Here is a 13640-nt window from a genome sequence, read left to right on the forward strand (position 1 = left end):
CGCTACCCTCATAACCTACACCACCTGCCGGGACGCGACCGGGTCTAGGAAGGAAAGCCAAGCCCCGGATCATGCCCGGGGCGACGGGTGGTGTGGCGTTGCGGCAGGTCAGCAGGGGGCAGGGGTGACGGCCGGCGCTCACCCGGCTACACCGGCGCCATGCTTTCGCCGCGCGCCACCCGCACTGTCCGTTGGCTCCACCTTTGGGGTGGGGTGATTGTGGGCATCCAGATCATCCTTTGGGTGGCATCGGGGCTGGTGATGGTGGCCCGGCCGATGGACACGGTGCGCGGCACCGATCTGCGCAAGACTGCTCCCACCTCGCTGGCGATGCCGGCGCGGCTGCCGGCGCTGGCGGGGGTTGAAAAGCTGGAGCTGGGCCAGCTGCTCGGCCGGCCGGTGTGGAAGCTGACCGACGGGCAGGGCAAGCGCCTGATCGATGCCGCGACCGGCCAGCCCATTGCCATCACGGCGCGCGAGGCCGAAGCGGTGGCGCGGGCGGGGACGATGATGACTGGCCCGGCGGTCGTCACGCCGGTCACGCCCGCACAGCCGGCCAGCGACTGGCGCGAGACCACGGGCTTCCGCGTCGAATTTGACGATGACACCCGCGTCTATATCAACAGCCAGGGCGAGATTGGTGCCGTCCGCACGCCGTGGTGGCGTTTCTATGATCTGTTCTGGGGCCTGCACATCATGGACTGGAGCGAACGTGAGAACACCCACCACCCGCTGATCATCATCGCCACGCTGCTGTCGCTGGGCGTCGTCCTCACCGGGGCGCTGCTCACCGTTCGGCATTTCTGGCGGCGCTGATGGCGACACCGATCAGTCCCTTGGCGCTTCCCGTGCCGATCGAACCGGTGCTGGCCGCGCTCGACATGGCGGGTGTCGCGGTGTTTGCCGTGTCGGGCGCGCTCGCCGCCGCGCGGATCAAGCAGACCATTGTGACCTTCGCCTTCTTCGCCGCCGTCACCGGCATTGGCGGCGGCACGCTGCGCGATCTGCTGATCGGTGCGCCGGTGTTCTGGGTTGGCCGGTCGGATTATCTTGGTGTGTGCCTCGTGGCGGCGGCGGCGGTGTGGATGCTGCGGGCGGACCGCTGGCAGCTGAACGCGCTGCTGTGGTTCGATGCGGTCGGGCTGGGCGCCTATTCGGTGCTGGGCGCGGCCAAGTCCCTCAGCCTGGGCGTGCCGCCGCTGCCGGCGGTGGTGATGGGCGTGCTGTCGGCCACGTTCGGCGGGATTGTGCGCGATTTGCTGGCGGGCGAGCCGTCGATCCTGTTGCGGAAGGAGATTTATGTTTCGGCCTCGGCGCTGGGGGCGGGCGTGTATGTCGGGCTGACGTTGCTGGGCGTGGCGGCTTGGCCGGCGGGGCTGGCCGGGGCGGCGGCGGGTTTTGGCTTGAGGGCGCTGGCCATTCGCACCGGATTGAAGCTGCCTGGGTATCGGGACGATTGAGGGGGAGGCGGCAAGGACGGTCCTGCGCCGCCCCCTCCGCCTCCCGTTGGTCGGCACCTCCCCCAGAGGGGGAGGATGTTGTGCGGCCGGCGTGGCCCCTCGGTCGCCTGCGGCGCCACCTCCCCAAACGAGTTTGGGGAGGACGTTGTCAGTGTTGCGCGCCGATAAGGCGGGCCAGCCAGTGTTCGGCCTTGGCCTGCGCGGCAGGGCGGGGGCTGCCGGCGACGGCGCATTCCACGCAGGCGGCCTGCATGGTGGCGCTGCGGCCGCTGGCCATGGTGCCGAGATCGGCCACTGCGGCCGCCATGCGCAGGCGGGAGGCTTGCATCAGCCGAGCCCAGGGGTCACGGGCCTGGGCCTGTTCGTCTGCCTCGGCCTTGCCAAAGCTTTCCAGTGCCTTCTGCCATTCCGGCACCGGCTTTTCGATAACGATCACCCGGGGTTCGCCCTTGATACCAGCCTTGGCAGCGGCGGCCTTCACGGCGGCATCCAGCGTGCCGAACTTGTCGACGAGCTTCAGCTTCTGCGCTTCGGCGCCGGCCCAAACGCGGCCCTGCGCGATGCGGTCAACCTCGGCCACCGGCAGTTTGCGGGCGGTGGAGACGACGCCGAGGAAGCGGCGGTAGATATCCTCCACCCCCATTTGCAGCACCTGGCGCACCTCGGGCGACAGGCCGGCGACCACATCAGGCTCGCCGCTGTAGGGCGTGGTCTTCACGCCATCGGCGTTGATGCCGATCTCGTTCAGGGCGCGCGGGAAGCTCGGCAGGATGGCAAACACCCCGATCGAGCCGGTGATGGTGGAGGGCTGGGCATAAATTTCGTCCGCCGCCGTGCCGACCCAGTAACCGCCGCTGGCCGCCACCGGGCCAAAGCTGGCCACCACCGGCAGGCCATCGGCCTTGGCGGCAAGCAGGGCGGCGCGGATTTCTTCGGATGCGGTGACGGAGCCGCCGCCCGAATCCACCCGGACGACCAGTGCCTTGATATCGGGTTCCTTCTCCAGCGCTTCTTCCAACGCGGCGCGGATGGTGGCGCTGCCGGCGGTGCCGCGCGGGGCCTCGCCATCAACGATGTTGCCGGTGACATAGACAACGCCGACCGCATCGCCCTTGCTCTTGGCCTGGCCGCCGATGGCGTTCAGATAATCGTCAAGGCTGACGCCCGCAAAATGGCCCCAGTCGGCCAGCTCATCCTCGCCGACCAGCTTGATCATGGCGGCATCGAAATCATCGCGGCTGCCCAGTTGATCAACCAGCCCGGCATCCTGCGCGGCGCGGGCGCCATCGCCGCCAAAGCGGCCCAGCCGCTGCGGCAGCTGGGCGATATAGGCCGGGATATCGGCCTTGGGCCGCAGGCGCCTGGCCTCGGCCAGCCAGCTTTGCCACAGGCTGTTCACCAGGGCCTGATCGGCGGCCTTGGCTTCGGGCGACGCGCTGGCGCGGGTGTAAGGCTCGACAAAGCTCTTGTAGGTGCCGACGCGGAACACGTTCACATCAATGTTGAGCTTGTCCAGCGCGCGGGCGAAATAGAGGTTAGAGCCGCCCGGCCCGGTGATGATCACGCCGCCCAGCGAGTTGGCCCAGATGCGCGTGGCCGGCGCGGCGAGCAGCCAGCTGTCATCGGTATAGGCGGTGGCCCAGGCGTGGATCGGCTTGCCCGTCTTGCGGAAGCGTTCCAGCGCGGCGACCACGGTTTCGATGTTGGCCTGGCCGGCGCCCATGAAGCCATCCAGTTCCAGCACCAGCGCCTTGATGCGCTTGTCGGCCGCGGCGGCATCGATGGCGCGCACCAGATCGCGGGTCTGCACTTCGGCCGGCACATTGCCGCTGGCGGCGTTGAACGGGGTGGTTTCGCTGGCCTGATCGACAATGGCACCATCGAGCGCGATCACCAGGGCGCCGCCATCAGGCACCCGCGCGACCTTGCCCGACGACAGCGCCGCCGACAGCGCGATGAAGAAGATCGCCAGCAACAACAGGACCAGCAGATCCTTGATGCCGACCACAATGCGCCACAGCGTGCCAAGCAATTTCAACGGACTTCGCCTCGATAGGGGTGATCGCATGGCAATATAGGGTGGCGCCCGGCGAAGGCAACCACCCGGCAATGTCGCACTGGATCAATACAGGTCAAACCGGGCGCGGCAGCCATCGCGCACACGGATCACGCCGCCTTCAAAGCGCCAGCTGCGCCCTTCGATGCACTCCCCGCCCAGCACCCGGCCCAGCCGCACGCGGCGCGCGCCGGGGGCGGGGCAGGCGGCGGGGCGCATGGCGGGCCTTGGTGGTTGTTGATGCGCGAAAGGTGCACCGCCATGGCTTGCGCAAGTCTGAACGGGGTTCATTGCCGTAGCGGCACGCCTTGTGCGCCGGCCTGTTCGACGGTGAACTGCCAGGCCACCCGGCCCGAGCGGGCACCGCGCGCCACGGCCCAGGCCAGCGCGGCGGCGGGATCGAAGGCAAGGCCATGGGCCTTTGCATAGGCGGCGCACATGGCGAGATAATCGGCCTGATCACACGGGTGGAAGCCCAGGCGCAGGCCAAAGCGATCGGCCAGCGCCAGATGATCATCGGCGGCGTCGCGCGGGTTGATGGCATCATTGTCGGCCATGCTGCGCGGCACAAGCTGGCGGCGATTGCTGGTGACGATCAGGCGGACATGATCGGGCCGCGCCTGCACCCCGCCATCCAGCAGGGAGCGCAGGGCGTGCACCTCGGCCGCATCGGCACCGAGCGAGACATCATCGAGGAACAGCAGGAACGGCCGCCGCACATCGGCCAGCGCGGCAAACAGGCCGGGCAGGCTGGCCAGCGCCGGCAGCATCACCTGCACCAGCGCGATGTCGTGCCCGCCGGCCAGCAGATCGGCGACCACGCTGCGCGCCAGGCTGGATTTGCCCATGCCGCGCGCGCCCCACAACAGCGCATCATGGGCGGGCAGGCCGGCCGCATGGCGGTGGCTGTTCTCCAGTAGCGCTGCGGCCTGGGCGCCAACCCCCTGATACAGCGCCAGCGGCGTGGTGCGGGCCGGGGGCAGGGCGGTGAGGCCGCTGCCGGACCAGCCGAACCAGTGGCCACGGGCCGGATTGGCGGCAGCGGGTGCGGGCGGGTAACGCCGTTCCAACGCGGCGGCGATGCGTTCGAGCAGCATGTGGGTCTTGTCGATTGTCATCGCGCACCTGATATGGGCTGGGTCGCCACGCGGGTCGGGCGCGGTTGCACGTGTCTGTGCAAGCCGCTAGAGCCTGTGGCCAAGTTTGGTTTCCAGCCTATTGAAAGCGAGACAGCGATGTTTGCAAGCCCGGCCTATGCCCAGGCAACTGGCGGCGCGGCGGCGGCCGGCGGCACGGCCGCTCTGATCGGCTTCCTGCCCTATCTGGCCATTTTCGCCATTTTCTATTTCCTGATCATCCGCCCGCAGCAGAACCGCGTGAAGCAGCATCGCGCCATGGTGGATGCGGTGAAGAAAGGCGATGACGTGGTGACCGGCGGCGGCATCATCGGCAAGGCGCTGCGCGTGACCGACAACGAGGTTGAGGTGGAAGCCGGGCCGAACGTGCGCTTTGTCGTGCTGAAGGCGACCCTGGCCGATGTGAAGCCGCGCGGAATGCCGGCGGCGGCGAACGAGAAATAAGCCCGTGCTCGACTTTCCGAAGTGGAAAATCTGGTCGATCTGGTTGACGATCGGCCTGTGCGCGCTGCTGGCGCTGCCCAACGCGCTGCCGCCGTCGATGCTGGCCAGCATCCCCGATGGCTTGCCGAAAAGCCAGCTGCCGCTGGGGCTTGATCTTCGCGGCGGTTCGCACCTGATGCTGGAGGCGCTGCCGACCGACGTTGAAAAGGCCAAGCTGGAAAGCCTCGAAGAAACCGTGCGCGGCGAGTTGCGCGCGGCCGAAGGCGGGGCCATCGGCATCAGCGACCTGTCGCTGGCGGGCAATCGCCTGAGTTTTTCGGTCACCGAACTGGCCCGCACCGATCAGGCCGTGCAGATCCTGAACAAGGTGACGGCGCCGCTTGGCCTTGGCGCATCGCGCGAGGTGGAGGTTGCCCGTGGCAGCGTGCCGGGGCAGATCGTCCTGACGCCCACCCAGGCCGGCATCAACGCCGCGGTGGACAGCGCGATGGCGCAGGCGGTGGAAGTGATCCGCAAGCGCATCGACGAGCTGGGCACGCGTGAACCCACCATCGTGCGCCAGGGTGCCACCCGAATCGTGGTGCAGGTGCCCGGCCTGCAGGATCCGGAAGCGTTGAAGGCGCTGCTCGGCAAGACCGCCAAGCTGGAATTCAAGCTGGCCGATGTGACCGCCGACCAGGTGGAGGTGAGCCAGGGCCGCGCCCCGCCCGGCAGCCAGATCCTGCCCGTGCAGGATGGTGGTACCATGGTGGTGAAGCGCCGTGCGATCATTTCGGGTGACCAGCTGGTCGATGCGCAGGTGTCGACCGATCAGAATGGCGCGCCCGCCGTGTCGTTCCGCTTCGACAGCACGGGTGGCCGGCGCTTTGCCCAGGCCACCACGGAAAATGTCGGCAAGCCCTTTGCCATCATCCTTGATGGCGTGGTGATTTCGGCGCCGAACATCAACGAGCCGATCCTGGGCGGCAGCGGCATCATCATGGGCAATTACACCGTGCAGTCGGCCAATGAACTGGCCATCCTGCTGCGGTCGGGCAAGCTGCCGGTGGAGCTGAAGGTGGTGGAAGAGCGCACGGTCGGCCCTGATCTCGGCGCGGATTCCATCCGGGCCGGCGCCATCGCCTCGATCGTGGCGGTGCTGGCGGTCGCCCTGCTGATGGTGGTCACCTATGGCCGTTTCGGCGTCTATGCCGTGGTGGCGCTGTTCTTCAACGTGATCATGATCCTGGGCATCATGTCGGCGGCGGGCTTCACGCTCACCCTGCCGGGCATTGCCGGCATGGTGCTGACCATCGGCGCCGCGGTGGACGCCAACGTGCTTATCAATGAGCGCATCCGCGAGGAGCAGCGCAAGGGCAGGGGCGTGGTGGCCAGCATCGAGACCGGCTTCAAGGAAGCCAGCCGCACCATCTGGGATGCGAACAGCCTGAACATCATCGTTGCCATCATCATGTTCGCCTTTGGCTCCGGCCCGATCAAGGGCTTTGCCGTGGTGCTCTCCATCGGGATTGCCACATCGGTGTTCACCGCGGTGACGCTGGTGCGGCTGATGGTGTCGCGGTGGGTCGCATCATCGCGCCCGCAGTCGTTGAGCATCTGATCGGGAAAGGAAACGGCCATGCCTTTGAAACTTGTTCCCGACAACACCAACATCGGGTTTGTCAAACTCCGCTTCATCGCCTTTGCGCTGACGCTGCTGCTCACCATTGGTGCCGCCGGCCTGCTGGCGGTGCGCGGCCTCAACCTGGGCGTCGATTTCGTCGGCGGCCTGACCATGCAGGTCGAATTTGCCCAGGCGCCGGCCATCGACACCCTGCGCGAGCGGGTGGACCGGGTGGGCGTGGGCGACAGCGCCCTGCAGGAATTCGGCAATGATCGCACCATCCTTATCCGCCTGCCGTTGCCGGAAGGCGACCAGAGCGCGGTGCAGCGCGTGGTTGGCAAGGTGCGCACCGCGCTGGAGAAGGATTATCAGGGCGTGAAGTTCGCCCGCGTCGAAAGCGTGTCGGGCAAGGTTTCGGATGAACTGATCAAGGATGGTCTGTGGGCCGTTGGCCTGTCCATGCTGTTCGTCGCGCTGTTCACCTGGTTCCGCTTCGAATGGTATTTCGGTGTCTCCACCGTGGTGGCGCTGGTGCACGACGTGGTGGTGACCCTGGGCTTCTTCAGCCTCACCCAGCTGGAGTTCGATCTCAACATCGTCGCTGCCGTGCTGACCATCATCGGCTACAGCCTCAACGACAAGGTGGTGATCGATGACCGGGTGCGCGAAAATCTGCGCAAATATCGCCAGATGGACATCAAGCAGATCATCGATCTTTCGGTGAACGAAACCCTGCCGCGCACGGTGATGACCTCGGTCACGCTGCTTGCCGCACTGGTGGCACTGCTGATCCTTGGCCCGGAAGTCATCTTCGGCTTCACCGCTGCCATGGTGCTCGGCATCGTGGTCGGCACCTATTCGTCGATCTTCGTCTCCTCCTCGCTGCTGATCAGCCTGGGCGTGAAGCCCCGGGCGGCGGCGGTGGAGGACAAGCGCGCGGCAGGGGCCGAACGGATCGGGTGAGGGTCTGAACCTCAACCAGACGGTACGCAAAATGGTCCTCCCCCTTTGGGAGAGGTGCCGACCGCAGGGAGGCGGAGGGGGCCTGCAAGGCCTGTCCTCGCCGGCCCCCTCCGCCCTGCGGGCACCTCCCCCAGAGGGGGAGGATTTCAGGTCAAACCGGCGCGCCGCAGGGCCCGAAGGCCATGCACCACTGGCTCATCAGGCCCATGACGATGGCGCCGGCCAGCCAGATCAGGCGGGTGCGGGCGTTGAGTTCGACGTTCATGCCGCAGCACCCGTAATGCGGGCCTTGGCGGCGTTGTATTCGCGCACCAGGCGGGCCACCATCTCGGCCGCCGGCACCACCTGCTTCACCGCGCCAATGCCCTGGCCGCAGCCCCAGATGTCCTTCCAGGCCTTGGCTTCGGTGTTGCCGCCGCTGCCGAAGTTCATCGCCGACGGGTCGCTGGTCGGCAGATTGTCAGGGTCCATGCCGGCCTTGACGATCGACGGGCGCAGATAATTGCCGTGCACGCCGGTGAACAGGTTGGAATAAACGATGTCCGACGAGGCGCTTTCGGTGATCATCTGCTTGTAGCCTTCGGCGGCGCGGGCTTCTTCGGTCGCGATGAAGGCGCTGCCGATATAGCCGAAATCGGCGCCCATCGCCTGGGCGGCCAGCACGGCATCGCCGGTGGCGATCGAGCCCGACAGCGCCAGCGGGCCATCGAACCATTCGCGGATTTCCTGGATCAGAGCGAACGGGCTGGTGGTGCCGGCATGGCCGCCAGCGCCTGCCGCCACGGCGATCAGGCCATCGGCGCCCTTTTCCACCGCCTTGCGGGCAAACTTGTCGTTGATGATGTCGTGCATCACGATCCCGCCATAGCTGTGGATCGCTTCGTTCACATCCTCGCGCGCGCCCAGCGAGGTGATGATCATCGGCACCTTGTATTTCACGCAGAGTTCCAGATCGGCCATCAGCCGATCGTTGGAGCGGTGGACGATGAGATTGACGGCGTAGGGCGCATCATTGGGCCCCAGCTCGCGGTTCAGCCGCTGCAGCCATTCCTCGAACTGTTCAATGGGCCGGGCGTTGAGGCTGGGGAAGCTGCCGATCACGCCGGCCTTGCACTGGGCAATCACCAGTTCCGGCACCGAAATGATGAACAGCGGCGAACCGATGACCGGAATGGACAGGCGGCCGGCCCAGGCAGCAGGAATCGACATGGCTAATCTCCCCAGTGTGTGGAGAGAGGCTTAGCCGTCGTGGCCCCAGATTGCCACCTCATCCTCGTCGCAGGCTGTGGCGCGGGCGCGGAACATGCCGGGCGTGGAAAAGGCCCAGCCCGGCCGGCCATCGGTGCCGATGTAGATGATGCCACCGGTGCCGCCCAGCGCCTGCACATCGGCCAGCGCCCGCGCCGCGGCCTCTGCCGCCGAAAGCCCGGCCAGCCGCACCAGCGCGCCCATTTCATGGCCCACCCCGGCGCGGATGAAGGCTTCGCCCGACCCGGTGCAGGATGCAGCCAGGCTGCGATCATCGGCGATGGTGCCGGCGCCGATCAATGGGCTGTCGCCGATCCGGCCCCAGCGCTTGCCGGTGAGGCCGCCGGTGGAGGTGGCCGCCGCCAGATGGCCATGGGCATCGCGCGCCACCGCGCCGACCGTGCCATATTTCAGATCGGCATCGAACACATCCTCGCCCCGCGCTGCCGCCGCCTTCATGGCCTGCAGCGCCCGCCAGCGGCTTTCCACCCGGAACCAGCCGGGCTCCACCTGCTCAAGCCCCTGTTCCAGGGCAAACACATCGGCGCCATCGCGGGCCAGCAGCACGTGGGAGGATTTCTGCATCACCGCGCGCGCCAACTGCACCGGGTTCTTCGTGCGCGTCACCCCGGCGACGGCACCGGCCTTGCGGCTCGCCCCGTCCATCACGGCCGCATCCAGTTCGGTGCGGCCCTCGGCGGTGAACACCGCGCCGCGTGCCGCGTTGAACAGCGGATGATCCTCCAGCGCGCTCACCGCGGCGACCACGGCATCAACGGCGGTGCCGCCCGCCGCCAGCACCGCCTTGCCAGCGGCAAGCGCCGCAGCGAGGCCGGCACGACAGTCCGCCTCCGGCCCCGGCAGGGTATCGGGCGTCAACTGTCCGCAGCCGCCGTGGATGACCAGAGACCAGACGGGTGGATTCATGGGAATGTCCGATTGCGGGAGTGGTAGCAGCGGGCAGACTTGAACTGCCGACCTCCGGGTTATGAATCCGGCGCTCTCACCAACTGAGCTACGCTGCCACACGGTCGCGGGAGGCGCTGCTATAGTGGCGGCTCCCGTGCCGGTCAACCGGGTTTCAGGTGGGTTTCAGAAGTTGTAGACCAGCGTGGCGCGGGTGACCGTATCGGTGTTTTCACGGCCCGGCGGCGGATTGCCTTCGTTGTTGATCTGCAGGCTGAGCCGCGCCGAAAGCCGGCCATTGAGCTTTGCCGAAAGCTGGGTGAGGGACAGAAGCGAGCTGTTCACATTGTCGGCATAATAAGTGGCGGTTTCGGTGACTGACAGGTTGGGCGTGATCAGCCATTTCCCGTTCACGGCGGCGCGCGCTGCCAGCACGCTTTCGCTGATGCCGTTGGTGAACAGCGTTTGCCGCAACGCCGGGCCGCCATCCAGCGCGATGGTCAGCCGCTTGCCATCGACCAGCCGGTAACCAAGGCCGAGGGCTTGCGTGAAGCGGCTGGAAAAGCCGGTGAACCGGTCCTGCTCGAAGCTCAGGGCGAGCACGGCGAAGCCGCGCGGGCTGAACTTCCAGTTGCCTTCATAGCCGGCGAAATAGCGTTCGCGCGAGGTGACGCCCTGATCCTCCTGATAATCCACCTGGCCGCGCAGCCCGTGCTTCCAGCGCCGGGTTTCCTTGGTGAGGTTGATGCCGACAGCCAGTCCGCGGTTTTCGGTGTTGCCGCTCGAGATGAAGCCGCCCAATTCGCCATTGCCGGTCCAGCCCTGGAAAATGCCCTGAGCTGCCAGCCGCTCTTCCCGCGCACGGGCGGCGGCGGTGTTGATGGCGGCGACCTTGGCATCGATTTCGGCGATGCTGGCCGGGTTGGTTTTCCGGGCGATATCAGCCACCACATTCAATTGATCGGGATTGGCGGCGGCGGCATCGATCATCGCGGCCACCGGCGGCGGGATGGGTTCGGCCAGCGCCGGGGCGGCGAACAGCGACAGGGCAAGAACAAGGGCGCGCATGATGGCCTTTTGGCCAGCCGGGCACGGCGCGGTCAACAGCCTGTATCCGTATTCTTGGGGACTGGCACGCCGGCAAATTCCGGGGCAAAGGGGAGCCATGACGCTTTCTGCCGATATCAAGCCGATCCCGCTTTCCCTGGTTGACACTGATCTGGCCGCAGCGGCCGCCGGCTTTGGCGATGCCTTTGCCCGCACCGGTTTCGCCGTGGTTTCGGATCATGGCATCGATCAGGGCCTGATCGATCGCGCCAATGCCGCCACCAAGGCCTTCTTTGCCCTGCCGGAAGACGTGAAGCGCGCCTATGTCGTGCCCGGCGGCGGCGGCCAGCGCGGCCTAACCCCGTTCGGGATCGAGGCGGCCAAGGGCCATGCGAAGGCCGATCTGAAGGAATTCTGGCATGTCGGCCGCGAACTGCCGGCCGGCCACCCTTACGCCGATGTGATGCCGCCCAATCTGTGGCCGGCCGAGGTGCCGGAATTCCGCCCCTCCGTGTGGGCACTGTTCGATGCGCTGGATCAGGCCGGGGCCAAGATGCTGCGCGCCATTGCAGTGCACCTGGGTCTGGCGCCGGATTTCTTCGTGGACCCGGTGCGCGACGGCAATTCGATCCTGCGCCTGCTGCATTATCCGCCGGTGCCGCCGGAAACAGCCGGGGCGATCCGGGCCGGCGCGCATGAGGATATCAATGTCATCACCCTGTTGCTCGGCGCCGAGGAGGCCGGGCTGCAATTGCTGGGCAAGGATGGCCAATGGCGCTTCATCGATGCGCCGCCGGGCAGCCTGGTGTGCAACGTGGGCGACATGTTGCAGCGGCTGACCGGGCACCGGCTGCCGTCGACCACCCATCGTGTCGTCAACCCGGCGCCGGAACGCATGGGCGTGCCGCGCTATTCAACGCCCTTCTTCCTGCATTTCCGCCCGGATTATCTGATCGAGGCGCTGCCCGGTGGACCGCAGGAGGAACTGGCGATCACCGCCAATGATTATCTGATGGAACGGCTGCGCGACATCAAATTGCTGTAACAGCCTTGGGGCAGGGGTTTTTCATGATGATGCGTGCATTGCTGCTGGCCGCCGTGCTGGCGGGCCCGGTTGTGGCCGCGCCGGCGCTCGACACGCCGGTGAAGGATCAATGGTGGGCCGATGGCCGCGCCGCGCTGGAGGCCCGGCTGAAGGTCGTCAACCGGCCGAAGCGGGCAAAGAATGTCATCCTGATGGTGGGCGATGGCATGGGCATTGCCACCATCACGGCGGCCCGCATCTTTGATGGCCAGCGCCCGATCGATGGCCGGGCCCCTGCCAGCGGCGAGGAAAACAGCCTAGCGTGGGACCGGATGACTAACACGGCGCTGGTCAAGACCTACAACAGCAACGCCCAGGTGCCCGACAGCGCCGGGACGGCCAGCGCCTTCAACACCGGCGTCAAAACCCGCATTGGCGTGATCAATTTCGGCGCCGATCAGGGCCCCGAAGCCTGCAAGACGCCCGAGAAACTGCCGCGCACCCTGGCGGAAATGGCACGGGCGCAGGGCATGGGGCTGGGCATCGTCACCACCACCCGGATCACCCATGCCACGCCGGCTGCCGTGTATGGCCATGTGCCCAACCGCAATTGGGAAGGAGCCGATCGGGCCTATCCCGCCGCCGATCGCGCGTCGGGCTGCGCCGATCTTGCCACCCAGCTTGTGCGGTTCAAGGGCGGGTTCGATGTGGCGCTGGGCGGCGGCGGCGCGCGCTTCCTGCCTGCTGGCAAGGGCGGTACCCGCGACGATGGCCGCAACCTGATCGATGAATGGCTGCAGGCCTGGCCCGGCGGCCGGTTCGTCGCTGATGCCAAGGGCCTGCGGGCGCTGGCGGTGGCGGATGTCGCGCCGGTGCTGGGCCTGTTCAACGCCGATCACATCAGCTTCGAAGCTGACCGCAAGGACGAGGTCGAGCCTGGCCTGCCCGAATTGGCGCGCTTTGCCCTGGCCAAGCTGCAGGCCGGAGCCAAACAGCGCGGCGGCAAGGGCTATTATCTGATGATCGAAGGCGGGCGCATCGATCATGCCCATCACGCCAGCAATCCCTATCGCGCGATGAAGGAAGCTCAGATGTTCAGCGCCACCGTGGCCGAGGTGCTGAAGACGGTGAACCTGGATGAAACGCTGGTGCTGGTCACGGCCGACCACAGCCATGTGCTGACCATCGCGGGCTATCCCCAGCGCGGCAACGACATCCTGGGCTATATCAAGCCGCCGGCGGCCGGCGGTGAAAGCGACGGGGCGTTGAGCAAGGAAGGCTATGCCCTTGATGATCGTGGCCAGCCGATGACCACCCTGAGCTATGCCAACGGGCCGTTCCTCAGCCGTGGCCTGTCACGCATGCTGCCGCCCAATGATCCCAATTATCTGGCCATCAAGACCTATGGCACCGACAGCGAAAGCCATGGCGGGGAGGATGTGGCGCTGTTTGGCGAGGGCCCGCGTGCCGATCTGGTGCGCGGCGTGATGGAGCAGAATCTGATCTTCCACATCATGGTGGAGGCGTTGGGTTGGCGATAGTTGGGGGTTGGCGGTGATCGGGTGGCCGAACGTGCCTCAGCCGCCAAGCAACCAGCCAACAACACCGCCGGCAGTTGCGCCCACGATCAGGCCGACCACCCAGACGATCCGTGAATTCTGGGTATGCTGAAACCAGTTCCCCATGGCGACCGTAACTTCACGTTATTTTCACGCCATGAGTTGCAATTTCCGTGCCATCGCCGGGTCGTTGT

Annotated in this window: 13 protein-coding genes and 1 tRNA gene; 7 read left to right on the forward strand and 7 right to left on the reverse strand. The window is 66.7% G+C overall.

The window, feature by feature from the left end; genetic code table 11:
- Positions 1-159 precede the first annotated feature (159 nt).
- Entirely contained in the window at positions 160-816 is a 657-nt protein-coding gene (locus CHU93_RS09410; protein WP_133064367.1) for a PepSY domain-containing protein, read from the forward strand.
- Positions 816-1460, forward strand: coding sequence for a trimeric intracellular cation channel family protein (locus CHU93_RS09415; RefSeq protein WP_094473831.1), 645 nt, complete (start codon positions 816-818; stop codon positions 1458-1460). Before CHU93_RS09410 ends, CHU93_RS09415 begins: the two co-directional genes overlap by 1 nt.
- 148 nt (positions 1461-1608) lie before the next feature.
- Here the strand turns inward: CHU93_RS09415 and sppA are convergent, their stop codons facing one another.
- The 3 genes from sppA to CHU93_RS09425 form a co-directional block, all read right to left on the reverse strand.
- Positions 1609-3498, reverse strand: coding sequence for a signal peptide peptidase SppA (sppA, locus tag CHU93_RS09420; protein WP_243375480.1), 1890 nt, complete (start codon positions 3496-3498; stop codon positions 1609-1611).
- An 84-nt stretch (positions 3499-3582) separates the two neighbouring features.
- Positions 3583-3735, reverse strand: coding sequence for a DUF3011 domain-containing protein (locus CHU93_RS17315; RefSeq protein ID WP_133064368.1), 153 nt, complete (start codon positions 3733-3735; stop codon positions 3583-3585).
- Positions 3736-3803: 68 nt separating this feature from the next.
- Positions 3804-4634, reverse strand: a complete 831-nt coding sequence (locus tag CHU93_RS09425; protein WP_243375483.1) for a DUF815 domain-containing protein — start codon at positions 4632-4634, stop codon at positions 3804-3806.
- Positions 4635-4751: 117 nt separating this feature from the next.
- Between CHU93_RS09425 and yajC the strand changes: the two genes are divergently transcribed.
- From yajC to secF, 3 genes are read left to right on the forward strand one after another with little or no spacing between them, the layout of a single operon-like run.
- Complete coding sequence (gene yajC, locus CHU93_RS09430) at positions 4752-5096, forward strand: preprotein translocase subunit YajC (RefSeq protein ID WP_094473834.1); 345 nt, start codon at positions 4752-4754, stop codon at positions 5094-5096.
- Between the two features lie 4 nt (positions 5097-5100).
- A complete protein-coding gene (gene secD, locus CHU93_RS09435) occupies positions 5101-6696 on the forward strand; it encodes a protein translocase subunit SecD (RefSeq protein WP_086117983.1) in 1596 nt (531 codons plus the stop codon).
- An 18-nt stretch (positions 6697-6714) separates the two neighbouring features.
- Entirely contained in the window at positions 6715-7662 is a 948-nt protein-coding gene (gene secF, locus CHU93_RS09440) for a protein translocase subunit SecF (protein ID WP_086117982.1), read from the forward strand.
- Between the two features lie 261 nt (positions 7663-7923).
- Here the strand turns inward: secF and CHU93_RS09445 are convergent, their stop codons facing one another.
- From CHU93_RS09445 to CHU93_RS09460, 4 genes are all read right to left on the reverse strand, one after another.
- Positions 7924-8871 carry an NAD(P)H-dependent flavin oxidoreductase gene (locus tag CHU93_RS09445; protein ID WP_086117981.1) on the reverse strand — a complete coding sequence of 316 codons (948 nt, stop codon included), beginning with the start codon at positions 8869-8871 and terminating at the stop codon, positions 7924-7926.
- A 30-nt stretch (positions 8872-8901) separates the two neighbouring features.
- Entirely contained in the window at positions 8902-9837 is a 936-nt protein-coding gene (locus CHU93_RS09450) for an isoaspartyl peptidase/L-asparaginase family protein (protein WP_094473835.1), read from the reverse strand.
- A 21-nt stretch (positions 9838-9858) separates the two neighbouring features.
- A tRNA-Met gene (locus CHU93_RS09455) sits at positions 9859-9935 on the reverse strand.
- A 67-nt stretch (positions 9936-10002) separates the two neighbouring features.
- Positions 10003-10884: a DUF481 domain-containing protein gene (locus CHU93_RS09460; protein ID WP_165768679.1), complete on the reverse strand. Its 882-nt coding sequence runs from the start codon at positions 10882-10884 to the stop codon at positions 10003-10005.
- A 97-nt stretch (positions 10885-10981) separates the two neighbouring features.
- Here CHU93_RS09460 and CHU93_RS09465 point away from each other — a divergent pair, with 97 nt between their 5' ends.
- Both CHU93_RS09465 and CHU93_RS09470 read left to right on the forward strand, forming a co-directional pair.
- A complete protein-coding gene (locus CHU93_RS09465) occupies positions 10982-11908 on the forward strand; it encodes an isopenicillin N synthase family dioxygenase (protein ID WP_094473837.1) in 927 nt (308 codons plus the stop codon).
- 23 nt (positions 11909-11931) lie between these two features.
- Positions 11932-13428 (forward strand): alkaline phosphatase, encoded by a 1497-nt coding sequence (locus CHU93_RS09470; RefSeq protein WP_243375487.1) that lies wholly within the window; start codon positions 11932-11934, stop codon positions 13426-13428.
- The last annotated feature ends 212 nt before the right edge of the window (positions 13429-13640 follow it).

It is taken from the genome of Sandarakinorhabdus cyanobacteriorum (assembly GCF_002251755.1).
In the GTDB taxonomy this organism is placed as follows: Bacteria; Pseudomonadota; Alphaproteobacteria; order Sphingomonadales; family Sphingomonadaceae; genus Sandarakinorhabdus; species Sandarakinorhabdus cyanobacteriorum.